This is a genomic window from Actinophytocola algeriensis (assembly GCF_014203735.1).
Lineage (GTDB): Bacteria > Actinomycetota > Actinomycetes > Mycobacteriales > Pseudonocardiaceae > Actinophytocola > Actinophytocola algeriensis.
On the sequence record NZ_JACHJQ010000004.1, the window covers coordinates 813,921 to 827,611 of the forward strand.

The 13,691-nt window shown below is 69.1% G+C and carries 14 protein-coding genes and 1 pseudogene; 9 read left to right on the forward strand and 6 right to left on the reverse strand.

The features are described 5' to 3' along the window. Positions 1–151 precede the first annotated feature (151 nt). A complete protein-coding gene (locus tag FHR82_RS21815; RefSeq protein WP_184812299.1) occupies positions 152–1,171 on the reverse strand; it encodes a LacI family DNA-binding transcriptional regulator in 1,020 nt (339 codons plus the stop codon). 128 nt (positions 1,172–1,299) lie between these two features. On the opposite strand from FHR82_RS21815, the gene FHR82_RS21820 reads away from it, so the two are divergent. Genes FHR82_RS21820 through FHR82_RS21835 form a run of 4 tightly spaced genes read left to right on the forward strand, consistent with a single transcriptional unit; the run spans position 1,300 to position 5,811 of the window. Continuing rightward, positions 1,300–2,589 (forward strand): ABC transporter substrate-binding protein, encoded by a 1,290-nt coding sequence (locus FHR82_RS21820; protein ID WP_311771206.1) that lies wholly within the window; start codon positions 1,300–1,302, stop codon positions 2,587–2,589. Beyond that, the gene (locus FHR82_RS21825; RefSeq protein WP_184812300.1) at positions 2,589–3,581 is read left to right on the forward strand and encodes a carbohydrate ABC transporter permease; all 993 of its coding nucleotides are present in this window, start codon (positions 2,589–2,591) and stop codon (positions 3,579–3,581) included. Before FHR82_RS21820 ends, FHR82_RS21825 begins: the two co-directional genes overlap by 1 nt. Further along, the gene (locus FHR82_RS21830; protein WP_225944100.1) at positions 3,578–4,438 is read left to right on the forward strand and encodes a carbohydrate ABC transporter permease; all 861 of its coding nucleotides are present in this window, start codon (positions 3,578–3,580) and stop codon (positions 4,436–4,438) included. The genes FHR82_RS21825 and FHR82_RS21830 overlap by 4 nt, the downstream gene beginning before the upstream one ends. 2 nt (positions 4,439–4,440) lie before the next feature. Beyond that, entirely contained in the window at positions 4,441–5,811 is a 1,371-nt protein-coding gene (locus tag FHR82_RS21835) for a GH1 family beta-glucosidase (protein WP_184812301.1), read from the forward strand. A gap of 377 nt (positions 5,812–6,188) precedes the next feature. On the opposite strand, the gene FHR82_RS21840 is transcribed toward FHR82_RS21835, so the two are convergent. The 3 genes from FHR82_RS21840 to FHR82_RS21850 form a co-directional block, all read right to left on the reverse strand. Continuing rightward, complete coding sequence (locus FHR82_RS21840; protein ID WP_184812302.1) at positions 6,189–6,605, reverse strand: Fur family transcriptional regulator; 417 nt, start codon at positions 6,603–6,605, stop codon at positions 6,189–6,191. Then, a complete protein-coding gene (locus FHR82_RS46300; RefSeq protein ID WP_311771207.1) occupies positions 6,602–6,976 on the reverse strand; it encodes an ArsR/SmtB family transcription factor in 375 nt (124 codons plus the stop codon). The genes FHR82_RS21840 and FHR82_RS46300 overlap by 4 nt, the downstream gene beginning before the upstream one ends. A 71-nt stretch (positions 6,977–7,047) precedes the next feature. Continuing rightward, positions 7,048–7,329, reverse strand: a complete 282-nt coding sequence (locus FHR82_RS21850) for a DUF6703 family protein (protein ID WP_311771208.1) — start codon at positions 7,327–7,329, stop codon at positions 7,048–7,050. A 174-nt stretch (positions 7,330–7,503) separates the two neighbouring features. On the opposite strand from FHR82_RS21850, the gene FHR82_RS21855 reads away from it, so the two are divergent. The 3 genes and pseudogenes from FHR82_RS21855 to FHR82_RS21870 all read left to right on the forward strand — a co-directional run bounded on the left by FHR82_RS21855 (position 7,504) and on the right by FHR82_RS21870 (position 10,334). Next, entirely contained in the window at positions 7,504–8,889 is a 1,386-nt protein-coding gene (locus FHR82_RS21855; RefSeq protein WP_184812304.1) for a glycine--tRNA ligase, read from the forward strand. Positions 8,890–9,094: 205 nt separating this feature from the next. Continuing rightward, positions 9,095–10,053, forward strand: a pseudogene (locus tag FHR82_RS46305) (ABC transporter ATP-binding protein). After that, complete coding sequence (locus FHR82_RS21870; RefSeq protein ID WP_184812306.1) at positions 10,050–10,334, forward strand: hypothetical protein; 285 nt, start codon at positions 10,050–10,052, stop codon at positions 10,332–10,334. Before FHR82_RS46305 ends, FHR82_RS21870 begins: the two are co-directional and overlap by 4 nt. Positions 10,335–10,438: 104 nt before the next feature. Here the strand turns inward: FHR82_RS21870 and FHR82_RS21875 are convergent, their stop codons facing one another. Together FHR82_RS21875 and FHR82_RS21880 are read right to left on the reverse strand one after the other, a co-directional pair. Continuing rightward, a complete protein-coding gene (locus FHR82_RS21875) occupies positions 10,439–10,615 on the reverse strand; it encodes a hypothetical protein (RefSeq protein ID WP_184812307.1) in 177 nt (58 codons plus the stop codon). Continuing rightward, entirely contained in the window at positions 10,608–11,561 is a 954-nt protein-coding gene (locus FHR82_RS21880; RefSeq protein ID WP_184812308.1) for a hypothetical protein, read from the reverse strand. The genes FHR82_RS21875 and FHR82_RS21880 overlap by 8 nt, the downstream gene beginning before the upstream one ends. 164 nt (positions 11,562–11,725) lie before the next feature. Here FHR82_RS21880 and FHR82_RS21885 point away from each other — a divergent pair, with 164 nt between their 5' ends. Beyond that, positions 11,726–12,394: a YdcF family protein gene (locus FHR82_RS21885; RefSeq protein ID WP_184812309.1), complete on the forward strand. Its 669-nt coding sequence runs from the start codon at positions 11,726–11,728 to the stop codon at positions 12,392–12,394. A 9-nt stretch (positions 12,395–12,403) separates the two neighbouring features. Continuing rightward, positions 12,404–13,675, forward strand: a complete 1,272-nt coding sequence (locus FHR82_RS21890) for a deoxyguanosinetriphosphate triphosphohydrolase (protein ID WP_184812310.1) — start codon at positions 12,404–12,406, stop codon at positions 13,673–13,675. Positions 13,676–13,691 lie beyond the last annotated feature (16 nt).

The following is a 13,691-nucleotide window of genomic DNA, read 5'->3' on the forward strand; positions in this document are numbered from 1 at the left end:
CCCGACGGCAAAACCCTGTGCACAGCGAAACCGGCCGGAACGCAACCCCCACCCTGTCCCGGGGGCGTCCCGCCTTGCCAGTCTACCAGTCGGGGTGGGTGAAAGCGAGCGCGTCAGCCGAACTGTGGACAACTCAGTCGGTTGTGGACAACTACGCCGAATCGCGGACCGCCAGTTTGACAGGCAGCACGGTCGTCTCCGGGCGGATGTTCTCGCCGGTCAGCAACGACAGCAGCTTCTTCACCATCTCGCGGATCTGCTGGCGCGGGTCCTGGTGAATGGACGTCAGCGGCGGTTCCATCGCCGGCGCGAGGGTCGGGTGATCGTCGAATCCGATGACCGCCACGTCCTTCGGCACGATCCTGCCCGCCGCGCGCAGCGCCTTCATCGCGCCCGCGGCCATCAGGTCGCTCGCCGCGAAGACGGCGTCCAGGTCCGGGCAGCGGGCGAGCAGTTTCGCGGTCGCCACCTCGCCGCTCGCCATCGTGAAGTCGCCTTGTTCCGACAGGTCCGTCGGGTCCAGGCCCGCTGCCTCCAGCGCCTTCTGCCAGCCGGCCAGGCGGTCGGCCGCCGCTGGGTGGTCCAGCATGCCGGTCACCGTGCCGATGCGGCGCCTGCCGGAGTCGTGCAGGTGTTCCACGGCCAGGCGGGCGCCGCCCTCGTTGTCGAAGTCGACCGCGTGTGCGCCTCGGCGGCCGGTGCCGGGACGGCCGCCGTAGACCACCGGGATGCGCGCCAGGCGCAGTGCGGTCGGGAGCGGGTCGCCCTTGTGCGGCGCGAACACCAGGGCGCCGTCCGCGTGGCCGCCCTCGAGGAACTTGATCGTCCTCGGCACGTCGTCGCGGGTGTCGACGAACATCAGCAGCATCTGCACGCCCGCGTCCGACAGTTCCCGGAACGCCCCGTGCATCACCGACGCGAAGTACGGGTCGTCCAGGACGTTCGCTTCTGGCTCGGACAGGACCACGGCCACCGCGCCGGTCCTCCTGGTCACGAGCGATCTCGCCGCCTGGTTGGGGGAGTAGCCGAGTTCGCGTGCCGCACCCAGTACTTTCTCCTTCGCGCGGGTGCTCACATACTCGTCGTCGTTCAGGGCGCGTGACGCGGTCGAACGGGAGACGCCCGCGTACGCGGCAACGTCCTCCAGCGTCGGGCGCTCGTCCATCGGCATGACGGAAGTGTAACGGATTCTGGGAGCGCTCCCGGAAGGTCCTTGACACTTCGCCGTAACCAGGACCACACTCGGTACTCCCCAACTGGGAGCGCTCCCAGAATTCTGGACGCAAAGGGACAACAGACGTGCGAAGCAACCAACGACGGGTGTTCGCCGGCGCGATCGCCCTTGCCGCAGCGGTGGGCCTGACCGCGTGTGGCGACTCCGGCGCCGACTCCGGATCTGGTTCGGGGCAGATCGAGCTGAGTATCGGCACCTTCACCGAGTTCGGGTACGAGGACCTCCTCAAGGAGTACGAGGACCTCCACCCGAACATCAAGATCGTCCACCACAAGACGGGCCAGGGCGGTCCGTACCACCAGCAACTGCTGACGAAGCTCGCCGCGAACTCCGGCCTGGAGGACGTGGTCGCGATCGAGGAGGGCCACCTCCCCGACGTGCTCGACAAGCCACACCTGTTCAACAACCTGGCCGAGATCGGCCCGAAGGACGTGAAACCGGAACGCTGGCTCGACTGGAAGTACCAGGCGGGCACCGCCAAGGACGGCACCTGGGTCGGTTACGGCACCGACATCGGCCCGCTCGCCATGTGTTACCGCAAGGACCTCCTCGACGCGGCGAAGATGCCGTCGGACGAGGCGTCGGTGAAGGCCATGTTCGAGTCGTGGGACTCGTACTTCGCCGCGGGTGACCAGTACGCCAAGGCCACCGGCAAGGCGTGGTTCGACTCCGCGTCGCAGATCTTCAACGCGATGCAGAACCAGCTCGACGAGGGTTACGTCACCAAGGACAACAAGCTGGCCATCGAGTCCAACCAGGACATCAAGGACAACTGGGACCAGGTGACCGCGGCCGCGAAGGGCGGGCAGACCGCCAAGCTCGTCGCGTTCAGCCCGGAATGGAACGCGGGCTTCAAGCAGGGCGCCTTCGCCACGAAGACCTGCCCGTCGTGGATGCTCGGCGTGGTCAAGGAGCAGGCGGGCCCGGAGAACGCAGGCAAGTGGGCGGTCACCGATGCCTTCCCCAACGGCGGCGGCAACTGGGGCGGCTCGTTCCTCGCGGTGCCCAAGCAGTCGCAGCACCCGAAGGAGGCCGCTGAGCTCGCCGCGTGGCTGACCGCACCGGAGCAGCAGGTCAAGGCGTTCGAGAAGACCGGCAACTTCCCCAGCCAGGTCGAGGCGCTGGACTCGCCGGAGCTGCTCGGCAGCACCAACGACTACTTCGGTGACGTCAAGGTCGGTCAGCTGTTCGCCACCATGGCGAAGAAGGTCGGCAAGGCCCAGTACAAGGGTCCCGGTGACGGCAAGATCCAGGAGAACGCCACGAGCCCCGCGCTGCAGGCGGTCGAAGCTGGCAAGTCGCCGGAGGAGGGCTGGCAGCAGGCGGTCGATGCCGCCAAGAAGATCGTCAAGTGATGACCACGGTAACAAGGCGGGCGCCACACCAGGGGGTGGCGCCCGCCCCACCGCGGCCACCGAAACTCACGTGGCGGCAGCGACTGTCCAACATGGACGTCAAGTGGTCGCCCTACGTCTACATCGCGCCGTTCTTCGTGGTCTTCGGCGTGGTGGGGCTGTTCCCGCTGCTGTACACGTCCTACCTGTCGCTGTTCGACCGCGACCTGCTCGACCTCGACGGCACGTACATCGGCCTCGGCAACTACACGGAACTGTTGCGGGACAGCCAGTTCTGGAACGCGCTGGTCAACACACTCAGCATCTTCGTGCTCTCCACCGGGCCGCAGATCGTGGTCGCGGTCGGGCTCGCGGCGCTGCTGAACACGCGGCTCCGCGCACCGACGGGCTGGCGGGTCGGCGTCCTGCTGCCGTACGTGGTGAGCCTCGTCGCCGTCGGGATCATCTTCGCGAACCTGTTCGGGCCCAACTACGGCCTGGTCAACGGCATCCTGGAGCTCCTCGGTTTCGACCGGGTCGACTGGCAGAGCAACCGGTTCTTCTCCCACCTCGCCATCGCCACGATGGTGAACTGGCGCTGGACCGGCTACAACGCGCTCATCGTGCTGGCCGCGATGAAGGCGATCCCGAAGGAGATCCACGAGGCGGCGCTGATCGACGGCGCGTCGGCGGTGCGGCGCTTCTTCAGCGTCACGCTGCCGTTGCTGCGGCCAACACTGATCTTCGTGGTGATCACGTCGACCATCGGCGGGCTGCAGATCTTCACCGAGCCCAAGCTGTTCGACGCGATGCCGGGCTCCAACAACGGTGGCTCGTCCAACCAGTTCCAGACGATCACCTTGTACATGTACCAAACCGGCTTCGAGACGCAACGGCTCGGTTACGCGTCGGCGGTCGCCTGGGTGCTGTTCCTCCTGATCATCGTCATCGCCGTCATCAACTTCCTGCTGACGCGGCGGCTGGCCTCGACCGGAGTGGAGGACGACCGATGACCGCGATCTCCATGCGCACGATCCGTCGCAGGGCCACCGGCGACAAACGGGCGTCGTTCTGGGTGTACGGGCTGCTGATCGCGTTCCTGATCGGTTCCGTGTTCCCGTTCTTCTGGTCGTTCCTGGTGGCGTCGCGGGACAGCTCGATGCTGACCGAGCGGGTGCCGCCACTGCTGCCCGGCGGCAACTTCCTCTCGAACGCGGTGCGCGTGTTCGACTCGGTGCCGTTCTGGCGGGCGCTGGGCAACAGCATCGTCGTGTCGGGCGCGGTCACGTTGACCACGGTGCTGTTCTCGACGCTGGCCGGGTTCGCGTTCGCCAAACTGCGGTTCCGCGGCCGCAACGGGTTGTTCCTCTTCGTGGTCGCCACGCTGGCGGTGCCGACACAGCTCGGCATCATCCCGCTGTACATGGCGATGGCGGAGTTCGGCTGGGCCGGCGAGCTGCAGGCCGTGATCGTGCCCAACCTGGTGACCGCGATCGGCGTGTTCTGGATGCGGCAGTACACCGCGCAGGTGGTGCCGTACGAGCTCATCGAGGCCGCGCGCGTCGACGGCTGCTCGATGATCCGCGTGTACTGGCACGTGGTGCTTCCCGCGGTGCGACCCGCCGCGGCGTTCCTCGGCATGTTCACGTTCATGACGTCGTGGAACGACTTCCTCTGGCCGCTGGTGGTGCTCAACGCCGAGAACCCCACCGTGCAGATCGCCCTGGAGCGGCTGCAGAGCGGTTACTACATCGACTACTCACTGGTGCTGGCCGGCACGACGCTGGCCACCATTCCGATCTTGATCGTGTTCGTCGTGCTCGGCCGCCAGATCGTGGCCGGGATCATGCAGGGCGCTGTGAAGGGGTGACCATGTCAGTTCTGCCGGAACAGTCGGAGTCCGTCGCACTCCGCTTCCCGACGGGTTTCGTGTGGGGTGCGGCCACCGCGTCGTTCCAGGTCGAGGGATCGACCACGGCGGACGGTCGCGTGGAGTCCATCTGGGACGAGTTCTGCCGCCGTCCCGGTGCGGTCCACAACGGTGACACGGGCGAGCCGGCCGCCGACCACTACCGCCGCTACGTCGACGACGTCGCGCTGATGAGGTCACTCGGCCTCGGCGCGTACCGGTTCTCGGTGGCGTGGCCCAGGATGGCCGACCTCGGTTTCTACGACCGGCTCGTCGACGAGTTGCTGGAGAACGGGATCGCCCCGTGGGCGACGCTCTACCACTGGGACCTGCCCCAGTCGCTGGAGGAGAAGGGCGGGTGGGCCAACCGCGACACGGCGTACCGGTTCGCGGAGTACGCGTCCACAGTGGTCAGCAGGCTCGGTGACCGCGTCGCCGGGTGGCTGACGCTGAACGAGCCGTGGTGCTCGGCGTTCGCGGGATACGCGAGCGGCAGGCACGCGCCGGGTGTCCAGTCGGGCAGCGCGGCGATCGCGGCGGTGCACCACCTGCTGCTCGGCCACGGCCTGGCGATGCAGGAGATCCGGGCCCACGCGCCGAACACCCCGGCCGGTATCACGCTGAACCTGTTCCCGGTCCACCCCGCGACCGGCAAGCCGGCGGACCTCGACGCGGCCCGCCGCATCGACGGGCTGCAGAACAGGATCTTCACCGCTCCCGTGCTGCAGGGTGAGTATCCGGCGGACCTGCTGGCCGACCTGGCCCCGTACGGCCTGCCGGAGCTGATCCACGACGGTGACCTGGAGACGATCAGCGCCCCGATCGACCTGCTCGGCGTCAACTACTACCGGGCGTACCTGGTCGAGGCCGGTGGTGAGCCGGAGAGCCGGTCGGAGTGGGTGGGCGCCGAGGACGTGCGGTTCCTGACGTCCGGCCACCCCAGGACGGAGATGGACTGGGAGGTCCAGCCGGAGGGCCTGACCGAGCTGCTGGTGTCACTGAACGAGCAGAGCCCTGGCTTGCCGATGTACATCACGGAAAACGGCGCGGCGTACCCGGACACCCTGACGGATGACGGCCAGATCCGCGACACGGACCGGATCACGTTCCTCGACGGTCACCTCCGCGCCTCCCACGCGGCGATCGAGCAGGGCGTCGACCTGCGGGGTTACTTCTGCTGGACGCTGATGGACAACCTCGAATGGGCGGCGGGCTACGCGAAGCGGTTCGGCCTGGTGCACATCGACTTCGCGACCCAGCAGCGCACGCTGAAGGAGAGCGCCCGCTGGTACGCGGCGGTGATCGAGCGGAACGGCCTGCCAGCGGACGGCTGAGCCGTCGCGGGGGCGTGGCCTCCGGCCCCCGGTAGCCAGCCTCCCACGAACCACCGACAGCGAGGGCCCACGGAGCGGCGGTTGTACACAGGCCAACCGCCGCTCCGTCGTTTGTCCACAGGCCGGGCCGGACGCACCGGTTTCTGTCGGTGGATGGTCGTAGGCTGGAAAACGGGGGCCGGAGGCCAAGCCTGGTCCCAAGCGGCGTTCGGGGCGCGGTTCGACGGCCCGCCCGGACGTCGTGTCGTTCTGATGTTCGCGGGCAACCGCTCATCGTCGGCCGGTTGGTGGGCCGAGGTTGTCCACAGGGGCTTCCGCGCCGCGCGATTTTGTCGGTGGTCGGCTCTACGCTGGAAAACGGGGGCCGGAGGCCGGCCTCAGGTCGTGCAGGCCGCGCACGTGCCGAAGACCTCCACGGTGTGGCTGATCTCCGAGAAACCGTTCTCCGCCGCCACCTTTTCCGCCCACTTCTCCACTGCCGGGCCCTCCACCTCGACCGTTCGGCCGCAGGCTCGGCAGACCAGGTGGTGATGGTGGTGGCGGGAGCAGCGCCGGTACACGGCCTCGCCGCTGTCTATGCGTAGTACGTCGATCTCGCCGGCGTCCGCCAGGGACTGCAGGGTTCGGTAGACCGTGGTCAGGCCGATTCCCTCGCCTCTGGTGCGGAGTTCCTCGTGCAGGTCCTGGGCGGAGCGGAACTCGTCGAGCTGTTCGAGCAGGCTGGCCACCGCCGCGCGCTGCTTCGTCGAGCGCCTTCCCGGGACTGTGGGGGTGTGGCTCTCGCCGTTCGTCACTTGCCGGCCCCTTCCTCGACGTGTGCCACCGCGTCCACGACGATGTGTGACAGGTGTTCGTCGACCAGACGGTAGACCACTTCGCGGCCGTGGCGTTCACCGTTCACGACGCCGGCCGACTTCAGTACGCGCAGGTGCTGGCTGATCAGCGGTTGCGCCACGCCGAGGGTCTCCACCAGCTCGTGGACGCAGCGGTCGTGCACACGCAGCTCCAGGACGATGGCGATCCGGACCGGCGCCGCCAGCGCGCGGAGAAGATCACCGGCGGCCGACAGCGTGTGCACCGGGCGGTGCTCGGCGCGGGTGGCCGCGGGGCGGTCCGACGAGTGCGGGACGGCGATCTCCGGGGACGAGGTGGCGTCCGAAGTCACGGGACATCGTCCTCTCGGTCGGGTGCTGAAACGGATAGTGGTTACCGTGTTCAACATCCTAGGCGGCCGAGCTATTTCGTCAGCAGCACCGACACAGCGACAGCAGCCAGTACGACCAGGATGAACACGCGGCCGGCCCGCTCGCTCGGTGACAGCACCCGCCACGTCACGGCGAGCAACACCGCGATGCCCGCCGCCAGCGCGCCCAGCAGCAGCGCGCCGACCGCGCCGCCGATCAGGATGCCGACCACGAAGACCGCGGCGACCAGCAGGAACACCGCTACCGGAGGAACCCGGGAGAGGGGGCCTTCGCCGTCGACCAGCTTCGCCTTCATCGAGCGCCTCGCGGGCACGCTGTCCTCCTTCTGGCGGTATCCGGCTACGGCCGGCAACCGTGGCACCGGGGGGTTCGGCGAGTGGAAATCACTCGTTCGTGGCGGTCCTCCGCCGAGTAGTCTTTATCGGCCGCGCCCCGTCAACCGCCCATTGAACGCCATGGCCGCGAGCGCGCGACAGTTGGAGTGCCCATGCCCGCAGATCGCATCGACACCGTCGTGAGCCTGTGCAAGCGCAGAGGCTTCGTCTACCCGTGCGGGGAGATCTACGGCGGTACCCGCTCCGCGTGGGACTACGGGCCGCTCGGTGTCGAGCTCAAGGACAACATCAAGCGCGAGTGGTGGCGCACGATGGTGCAGCGGCGCGAGGACGTCGTCGGCATCGACTCGTCCGTGATCGTGCCCAGGCAGGTGTGGGAGGCGTCCGGGCACGTCTCCGCGTTCCACGACCCGCTGGTCGAGTGCACCGAGTGCCACAAGCGGTTCCGCGCCGACCAGCTCGCCGAGGACTACTCGGCACGCAGCGGCACGCACACCACCGAGGCGGACCTGTCCGAGGTGCCGTGCCCGTACTGCGGGGTCCGCGGTGCGTACACCGCGCCGCGCGAGTTCAACATGATGCTGAAGACCCACCTCGGGCCGGTCGAGACCGACGAAGGGCTGCACTACCTGCGGCCGGAGACCGCGCAGGGCATCTTCGTGAACTTCCTGAACGTGCTCACCACCTCGCGGCGCAGGCCGCCGTTCGGCATCGGGCAGATCGGCAAGTCGTTCCGCAACGAGATCACGCCGGGCAACTTCATCTTCCGGACCCGCGAGTTCGAGCAGATGGAGATGGAGTTCTTCGTCGAACCGGGCAGCGACGAGGAATGGCACCAGTACTGGATCGACGAGCGCCTGCGCTGGTACACCGACCTCGGCATCAAGCCCGACAACCTGCGGCTCTACGAACACCCGGCCGAAAAGCTGTCGCACTACTCCAAGCGCACCGTCGACATCGAGTACCGCTTCCAGTTCGGCGGCCAGGAGTGGGGCGAGCTGGAGGGCATCGCCAACCGCACCGACTTCGACCTCAACACCCACAGCAACCACTCGGGCGTGGACCTGTCGTACTTCGACCAGGCCACGAACTCGCGCTACCGCCCGTTCGTCATCGAGCCCGCGGCCGGTGTCGGCCGCCCGATGATGGCGTTCCTGCTCGACGCGTACCGCGAGGACGAGGCACCCAACGCCAAGGGCGGCGTCGACAAGCGGTCCGTGCTCAGCCTCGACCGCAGGCTCGCGCCGGTGAAGGTCGCGGTGCTGCCGCTGTCGCGCAACCCCGACCTCACCCCGAAGGCCCACGACCTGGCCGCGTCCCTGCGCCAGTACTGGAACGTCGACTTCGACGACGCGGGCGCGATCGGGCGCCGGTACCGCCGCCAGGACGAGATCGGCACCCCGTTCTGCGTGACCGTCGACTTCGACTCGCTGCAGGACCAGGCCGTGACCGTCCGGGAGCGCGACTCGATGGCCCAGGAGCGGGTGTCGCTCGACAAGCTCCAGGGCTACCTCGGGAGCCAGCTGCTCGGCTGCTGACCTCCGGCCGGGTTCACGCACTGGCCTTCTCGGCAGAGTCGCGCATCCGTGCTGTCGAGGACAGCATCCATGGTGCGCCCACATGCTGTCCCCGATCCGCGAGGCTGGTCCGCTGGCAGGTGTGTGCTTCCCCTGACGTTTGTCACGGTGAGGTGGTGACGCTCGGCCTGCGTGTCCGGGGGTTTCGCGCAGCATCGTGGTCATCGTGAACACGACACACACTTCCCAGGGCGGTAGCAGGACCTCGGCGGGGGCCGCGGTCCTGCTGGCCGGTCTGCGCAAGACCTATGGGGACGTCCGCGCGGTCGACGGGGTCGACCTGGTGATCGCGCCGGGTGAGGTGGTCGCGTTGCTCGGGCCGAACGGTGCGGGCAAGTCGACCACCGTCGACATGATGCTCGGTCTGACCCGGCCCGACTCGGGCAGCGTCACGATCTTCGGGTCGGGGCCTGCCGACGCCGTTGCCACCGGTGCGATCGGTGCGATGCTGCAGGGCGGTGCTCTGTCGACGACGCCACTGTCGGTGAGACCGTCGGCATGGTCGCTTCGCTGCACCGCAAGCCGATGCCGGTCGCCGAGGCGTTGCGTCGCAGCGGCGTCGAGGAACTCGCCGGCCGTCGCTGCGACAAGCTCTCCGGTGGACAGAAGCAGCGTGTGCGGTTCGCCGTCGCTCTCGTCGGCGATCCGGACCTGCTCGTGCTCGACGAGCCGACCGCGGCCATGGACGTCCAGAGCCGCCGTGCCTTCTGGAAGTCCATGCACGGCTTCACCGGCACCGGCCGCACGGTCCTGTTCGCCACCCACTACCTGGAGGAAGCGGAGAACTACGCCGACCGCGTGGTGCTCATGCGCGCCGGGCGGATCGTAGCCGACGGCTCGGTCGCCGAGGTGACCTCGCTCGTGTCCGGTCGCGTCATTCGCGCCGCCGTGCCGGGCGCCGCCGAGGCGGCCCTCGCCGCGCTGCCCTCGGTGACCGAGGTGGAGGTCCGCGCCGCGAACGTGGCCATCTCCTCCAGCGACTCCGACAGCACGCTGCGCGCCCTGCTCGCGACCTACCCGCAGGCACGCGACATCGAGGTGACCGCGATGGGCCTCGAAGGCGCCTTCCTTTCCCTCACCGGCAACGAGAACGCCACCGTCCGGAATGGAGCTGACCCGTCATGAGCTTCGGCTACCTCGTCGTCGAGGTGCGGCGCGTGCTGCGGAGCACCCGGTTCCTGATCTTCTCCATGGCCTTCCCAGTCCTGTTGTTCCTCCTCTACGTCGGCATCTTCGCGAACGGCGACCGTGCGGTCATCGGTGTCCTGATGGTCAACATGACCGCGTTCGGCGCCCTGTCCGCCACGTTGTTCGCCGGTGGCCGCCTCCCACTCGACCGTGAAACCGAGGTGGTCCCGGTGACCGAGCTGGTGGGTGACGATCTCCAGGGCTTGGCTGTGGTCTGAGGTCGGGGCACCCCGCGTTGCCGTCGGTGGCACCGCGTGTCGCCGCTGACCACATCGAACCCGGTGGGGGGACGTACCACAGCGAAGCGGTGTGGTGGTCGAGGTCATCGCTTCTCCTCTGGGGGTGCGTCCGACAGGAGGCGTTGTTCCTCCGGTGTCGGCATCAGGGTGTGGACCAGGAGTGGGCCCAGCGGTGGTTCGTCCTCGACGAGTTGGTGCAGGAGTTCGCGCAGGCGGGTGGCCGCCGCGTTGTTCGTCAGGACGGGGATCTCGTCAGGCATGGGCGGTCACGTCCGGGCGGGGGCGGGTGGCGGCCTGTTCGTGCGCACTGCGCAGCAGCTCGGCGACCACGGTGGGTTCGTCGCGTAGTCGGGTCGGTGGGGTGTGGACCACGAGCACGCCGCACGCGGTCAGGCGGGCGGCGCGCCGCAGCGTTGCCTTGGCATCCGCGGGGGTCAGGTCGAACGCGTACGAGTCGACCTCCCACGCCAGCCCGACCTCGTCCCACCACGCGTCCGCGGTCGCCACGTGGGAGCCGTTCGCCGACGTGATCGGGACGCGCCAGGCGGGCAGGGGCAGACCCGCGTGCTGGACCAGCCGTTTCGCCCAGCCCTGGGCCACCGAGCGGACCTTGTCGTCGATCTCGGCCAGCATGCGACGGGGGAGCGCGGTGCCCCGGGTGCCGGCCCGGCTCAGCTCGTCGCGCAGCGTCGCCGGGGTGACCCCGCCCCGGTAGATCGACTCGCCCAGCAGCGCGCGGACGTGTTCGGCGGCCTTCGCGCGGCGGCACGTGTCGATCGTGGCTCTCGGCAGCGGGGCCACCGGGAAGCCGCCCAGGTGCAGTGGATCCGGAAGCTGGTGGGTGCGTTCGAAGAAGACGCCGTCCACCAGCCTGGGTTGTCGGCGTGGCGGCACGAGCAGGTGGACCGGCCCGTCGAGCCGGGCGGCCGTCATGCCGTGCAGTGCCAGCGCGTCCACCCCGGTCAGCACGGCCTCCGGGCCCGCGACCGTGAGCGCCGCCTGGATGCGCTGCGTTCTGCTCGGTGGCTCGTTCGTGAGCAGCACCAGACCCGATTCCAGCCGTTGCCACGGCCCGCCGTCCCGGCACCGTTCGTGGATCGCGCGGCCGGTGAGGCCGAGCGCGATCAGCTCGGTGGCCGGTGCCACGAGGTGGTCGAAGACGCGGGGAATGGCGTCCAGGTCGAGGAGTGCGCGGTTCTCGTTCACGTCGGCAAGCAAACCCGACCCCGGCCGCCTCCGCCGCTGGTCAAGATCATCATGTGGACAACCGCACCGGCTGTGGACAACTCGGCTCCGAGCAACCTCGATGACCCGGTTCGCGTCAGGGTTCGCGAGTAGCATCCGACGTTTTACGTGCCGTGTCTGGAAGGATGGCCGGAGTGACCCAAGACGAGCCGAGACCCGTGCGCCGGTCCCTGCGGCGCTTCGTTCTCGGCGTGTTCCTGGTCGGGCTGCTGGTCGTCGGCGGCACCAGTTTCCGGGTCTGGCAGGTCGCCCGCGGCGACGACCGGACACCGGCGGACGTGGTGCTCGTCCTCGGCGCGGCCCAGTACGCGGGCACCCCGTCGAAGGTCCTCGAGGCCCGGTTGCGCCACGCCAAGGAGCTCTACGACGAGGGCGTCGCGCCCTACATCGTCACCACCGGCGGCAACCAGCCCGGCGACACGTACACGGAGGCCACCGCGGGCGTCCGGTGGCTCACCGGGCAGGGCGTGCCGGAGGACCACGTCATCGCGGTCGGCGAGGGCAACGACACCCTGGGCAGCATCGAGGCCGCGGCCGAGAAGATCCACGAACACGGCTGGAAGAGCGTGGTGATCGTCAGCGACCCGTGGCACTCGCTGCGAGCCAGGACCATGGCCTCCGACGCCGGGCTCGACGCGTGGACCTCGCCGACGCACAGCGGCCCCATCGTCCAGACCAGGGAAACCCAGATCCGCTACATCCTGTACGAGACGGCGGCGCTGCTGTACTACCGCGCGACCAACGCGCCCGCCGAGAACTTCGGCGTGCCGGGAAATGTCGGAGCCGACAAGTAACCTCCCCGCATGACCACGGGGTACGGCGAGCACGACGTCGCGCGGCAGTACGCGGAACAGGAGAAAGCCACGCTGCTGCCGGGCTCGCTGCCGTCGCTGCGCAGCCCCTTCTCCCGGGACCGCGCCCGCGTGCTCCACTCGGCCGCGCTGCGGCGGCTGGCAGGCAAGACACAGGTCGTGGGCCCTGGTGAGGGGTCCGAGGTGAGCGGTGTGCCGCGCACCCGGCTCACCCACTCGCTCGAGGTCGCGCAGATCGGCCGCGGCATCGCGGAGGACCTCGGCTGCGACGCGGACATCGTCGAGATGGCCGGCCTCGCGCACGACATCGGCCACCCGCCGTTCGGGCACAACGGGGAACGCGCGCTCGACGGCGTGGCCCAGGCGTGCGGCGGGTTCGAGGGCAACGCGCAGACGCTGCGGATCCTGACCCGCCTCGAACCCAAGATCGCGGGCCACGGCCTCAACCTGACCCGCGCGTCCCTCGACGCCGCCACGAAGTACCCGTGGCCGCGCATCGCGGGCACCGGCAAGTTCGGCGTCTACGAGGACGACCTGCCGGTGTTCGAGTGGCTGCGCCTCGGCGCGCCCGCCGACCGGTGCTGCATCGAGGCGCAGGTCATGGACTGGGCGGACGACGTCGCCTACTCGGTGCACGACGTCGAGGACGGTGTCCGTTCCGGCCGCATCTCCATCCCCGGGCTCGGCGACCGCGCCGAACGGGCGGCCGTGGCGGAGCTCGCCGCGAAGTACTTCAGCAAGGAACCGGTGTCGGCCCTCGAGGACGCGGCGCGCGACCTGCTCCGGCTGCCGGTGGTGGCGGCGCTGAGCGACACGGAGTACGACGGTTCGCTCACCTCGCAGGTCGCGTTGAAACAGCTCACCAGCGAACTGGTCGGCCGGTTCGTGTCCGCCGCCGTCACGGCGACCAGGGCCGAGCACGGTGACGGCGTGCTGACCAGGTACGCCGCCGATCTCGTCGTCCCGCCGAGGGTGGCGGCGGAAGTGGCGCTGCTGAAGGCGGTCGCGCTGCGGTACGTGATGAGCGACGTGCAGCGGCTCGCGCTGCAGGCACGTCAGCGGGAGTGGCTGGCCGAGCTGGTGGCGGTACTGACCGACCGGGGGCCGGATGCGCTGGAGCCCGCGTTCGTGCCCGACTGGCACGACGCGGCGGGCGACGCGGAGCGACTGCGGGTGGTGATCGACCAGGTGGCGTCGCTGACCGACGCGCAGGCGGTCAGCTGGCACCGCGCTCTCGTCGGGAAGCGGACAGTGTCGGAGTGACGTGGCACACTCGACG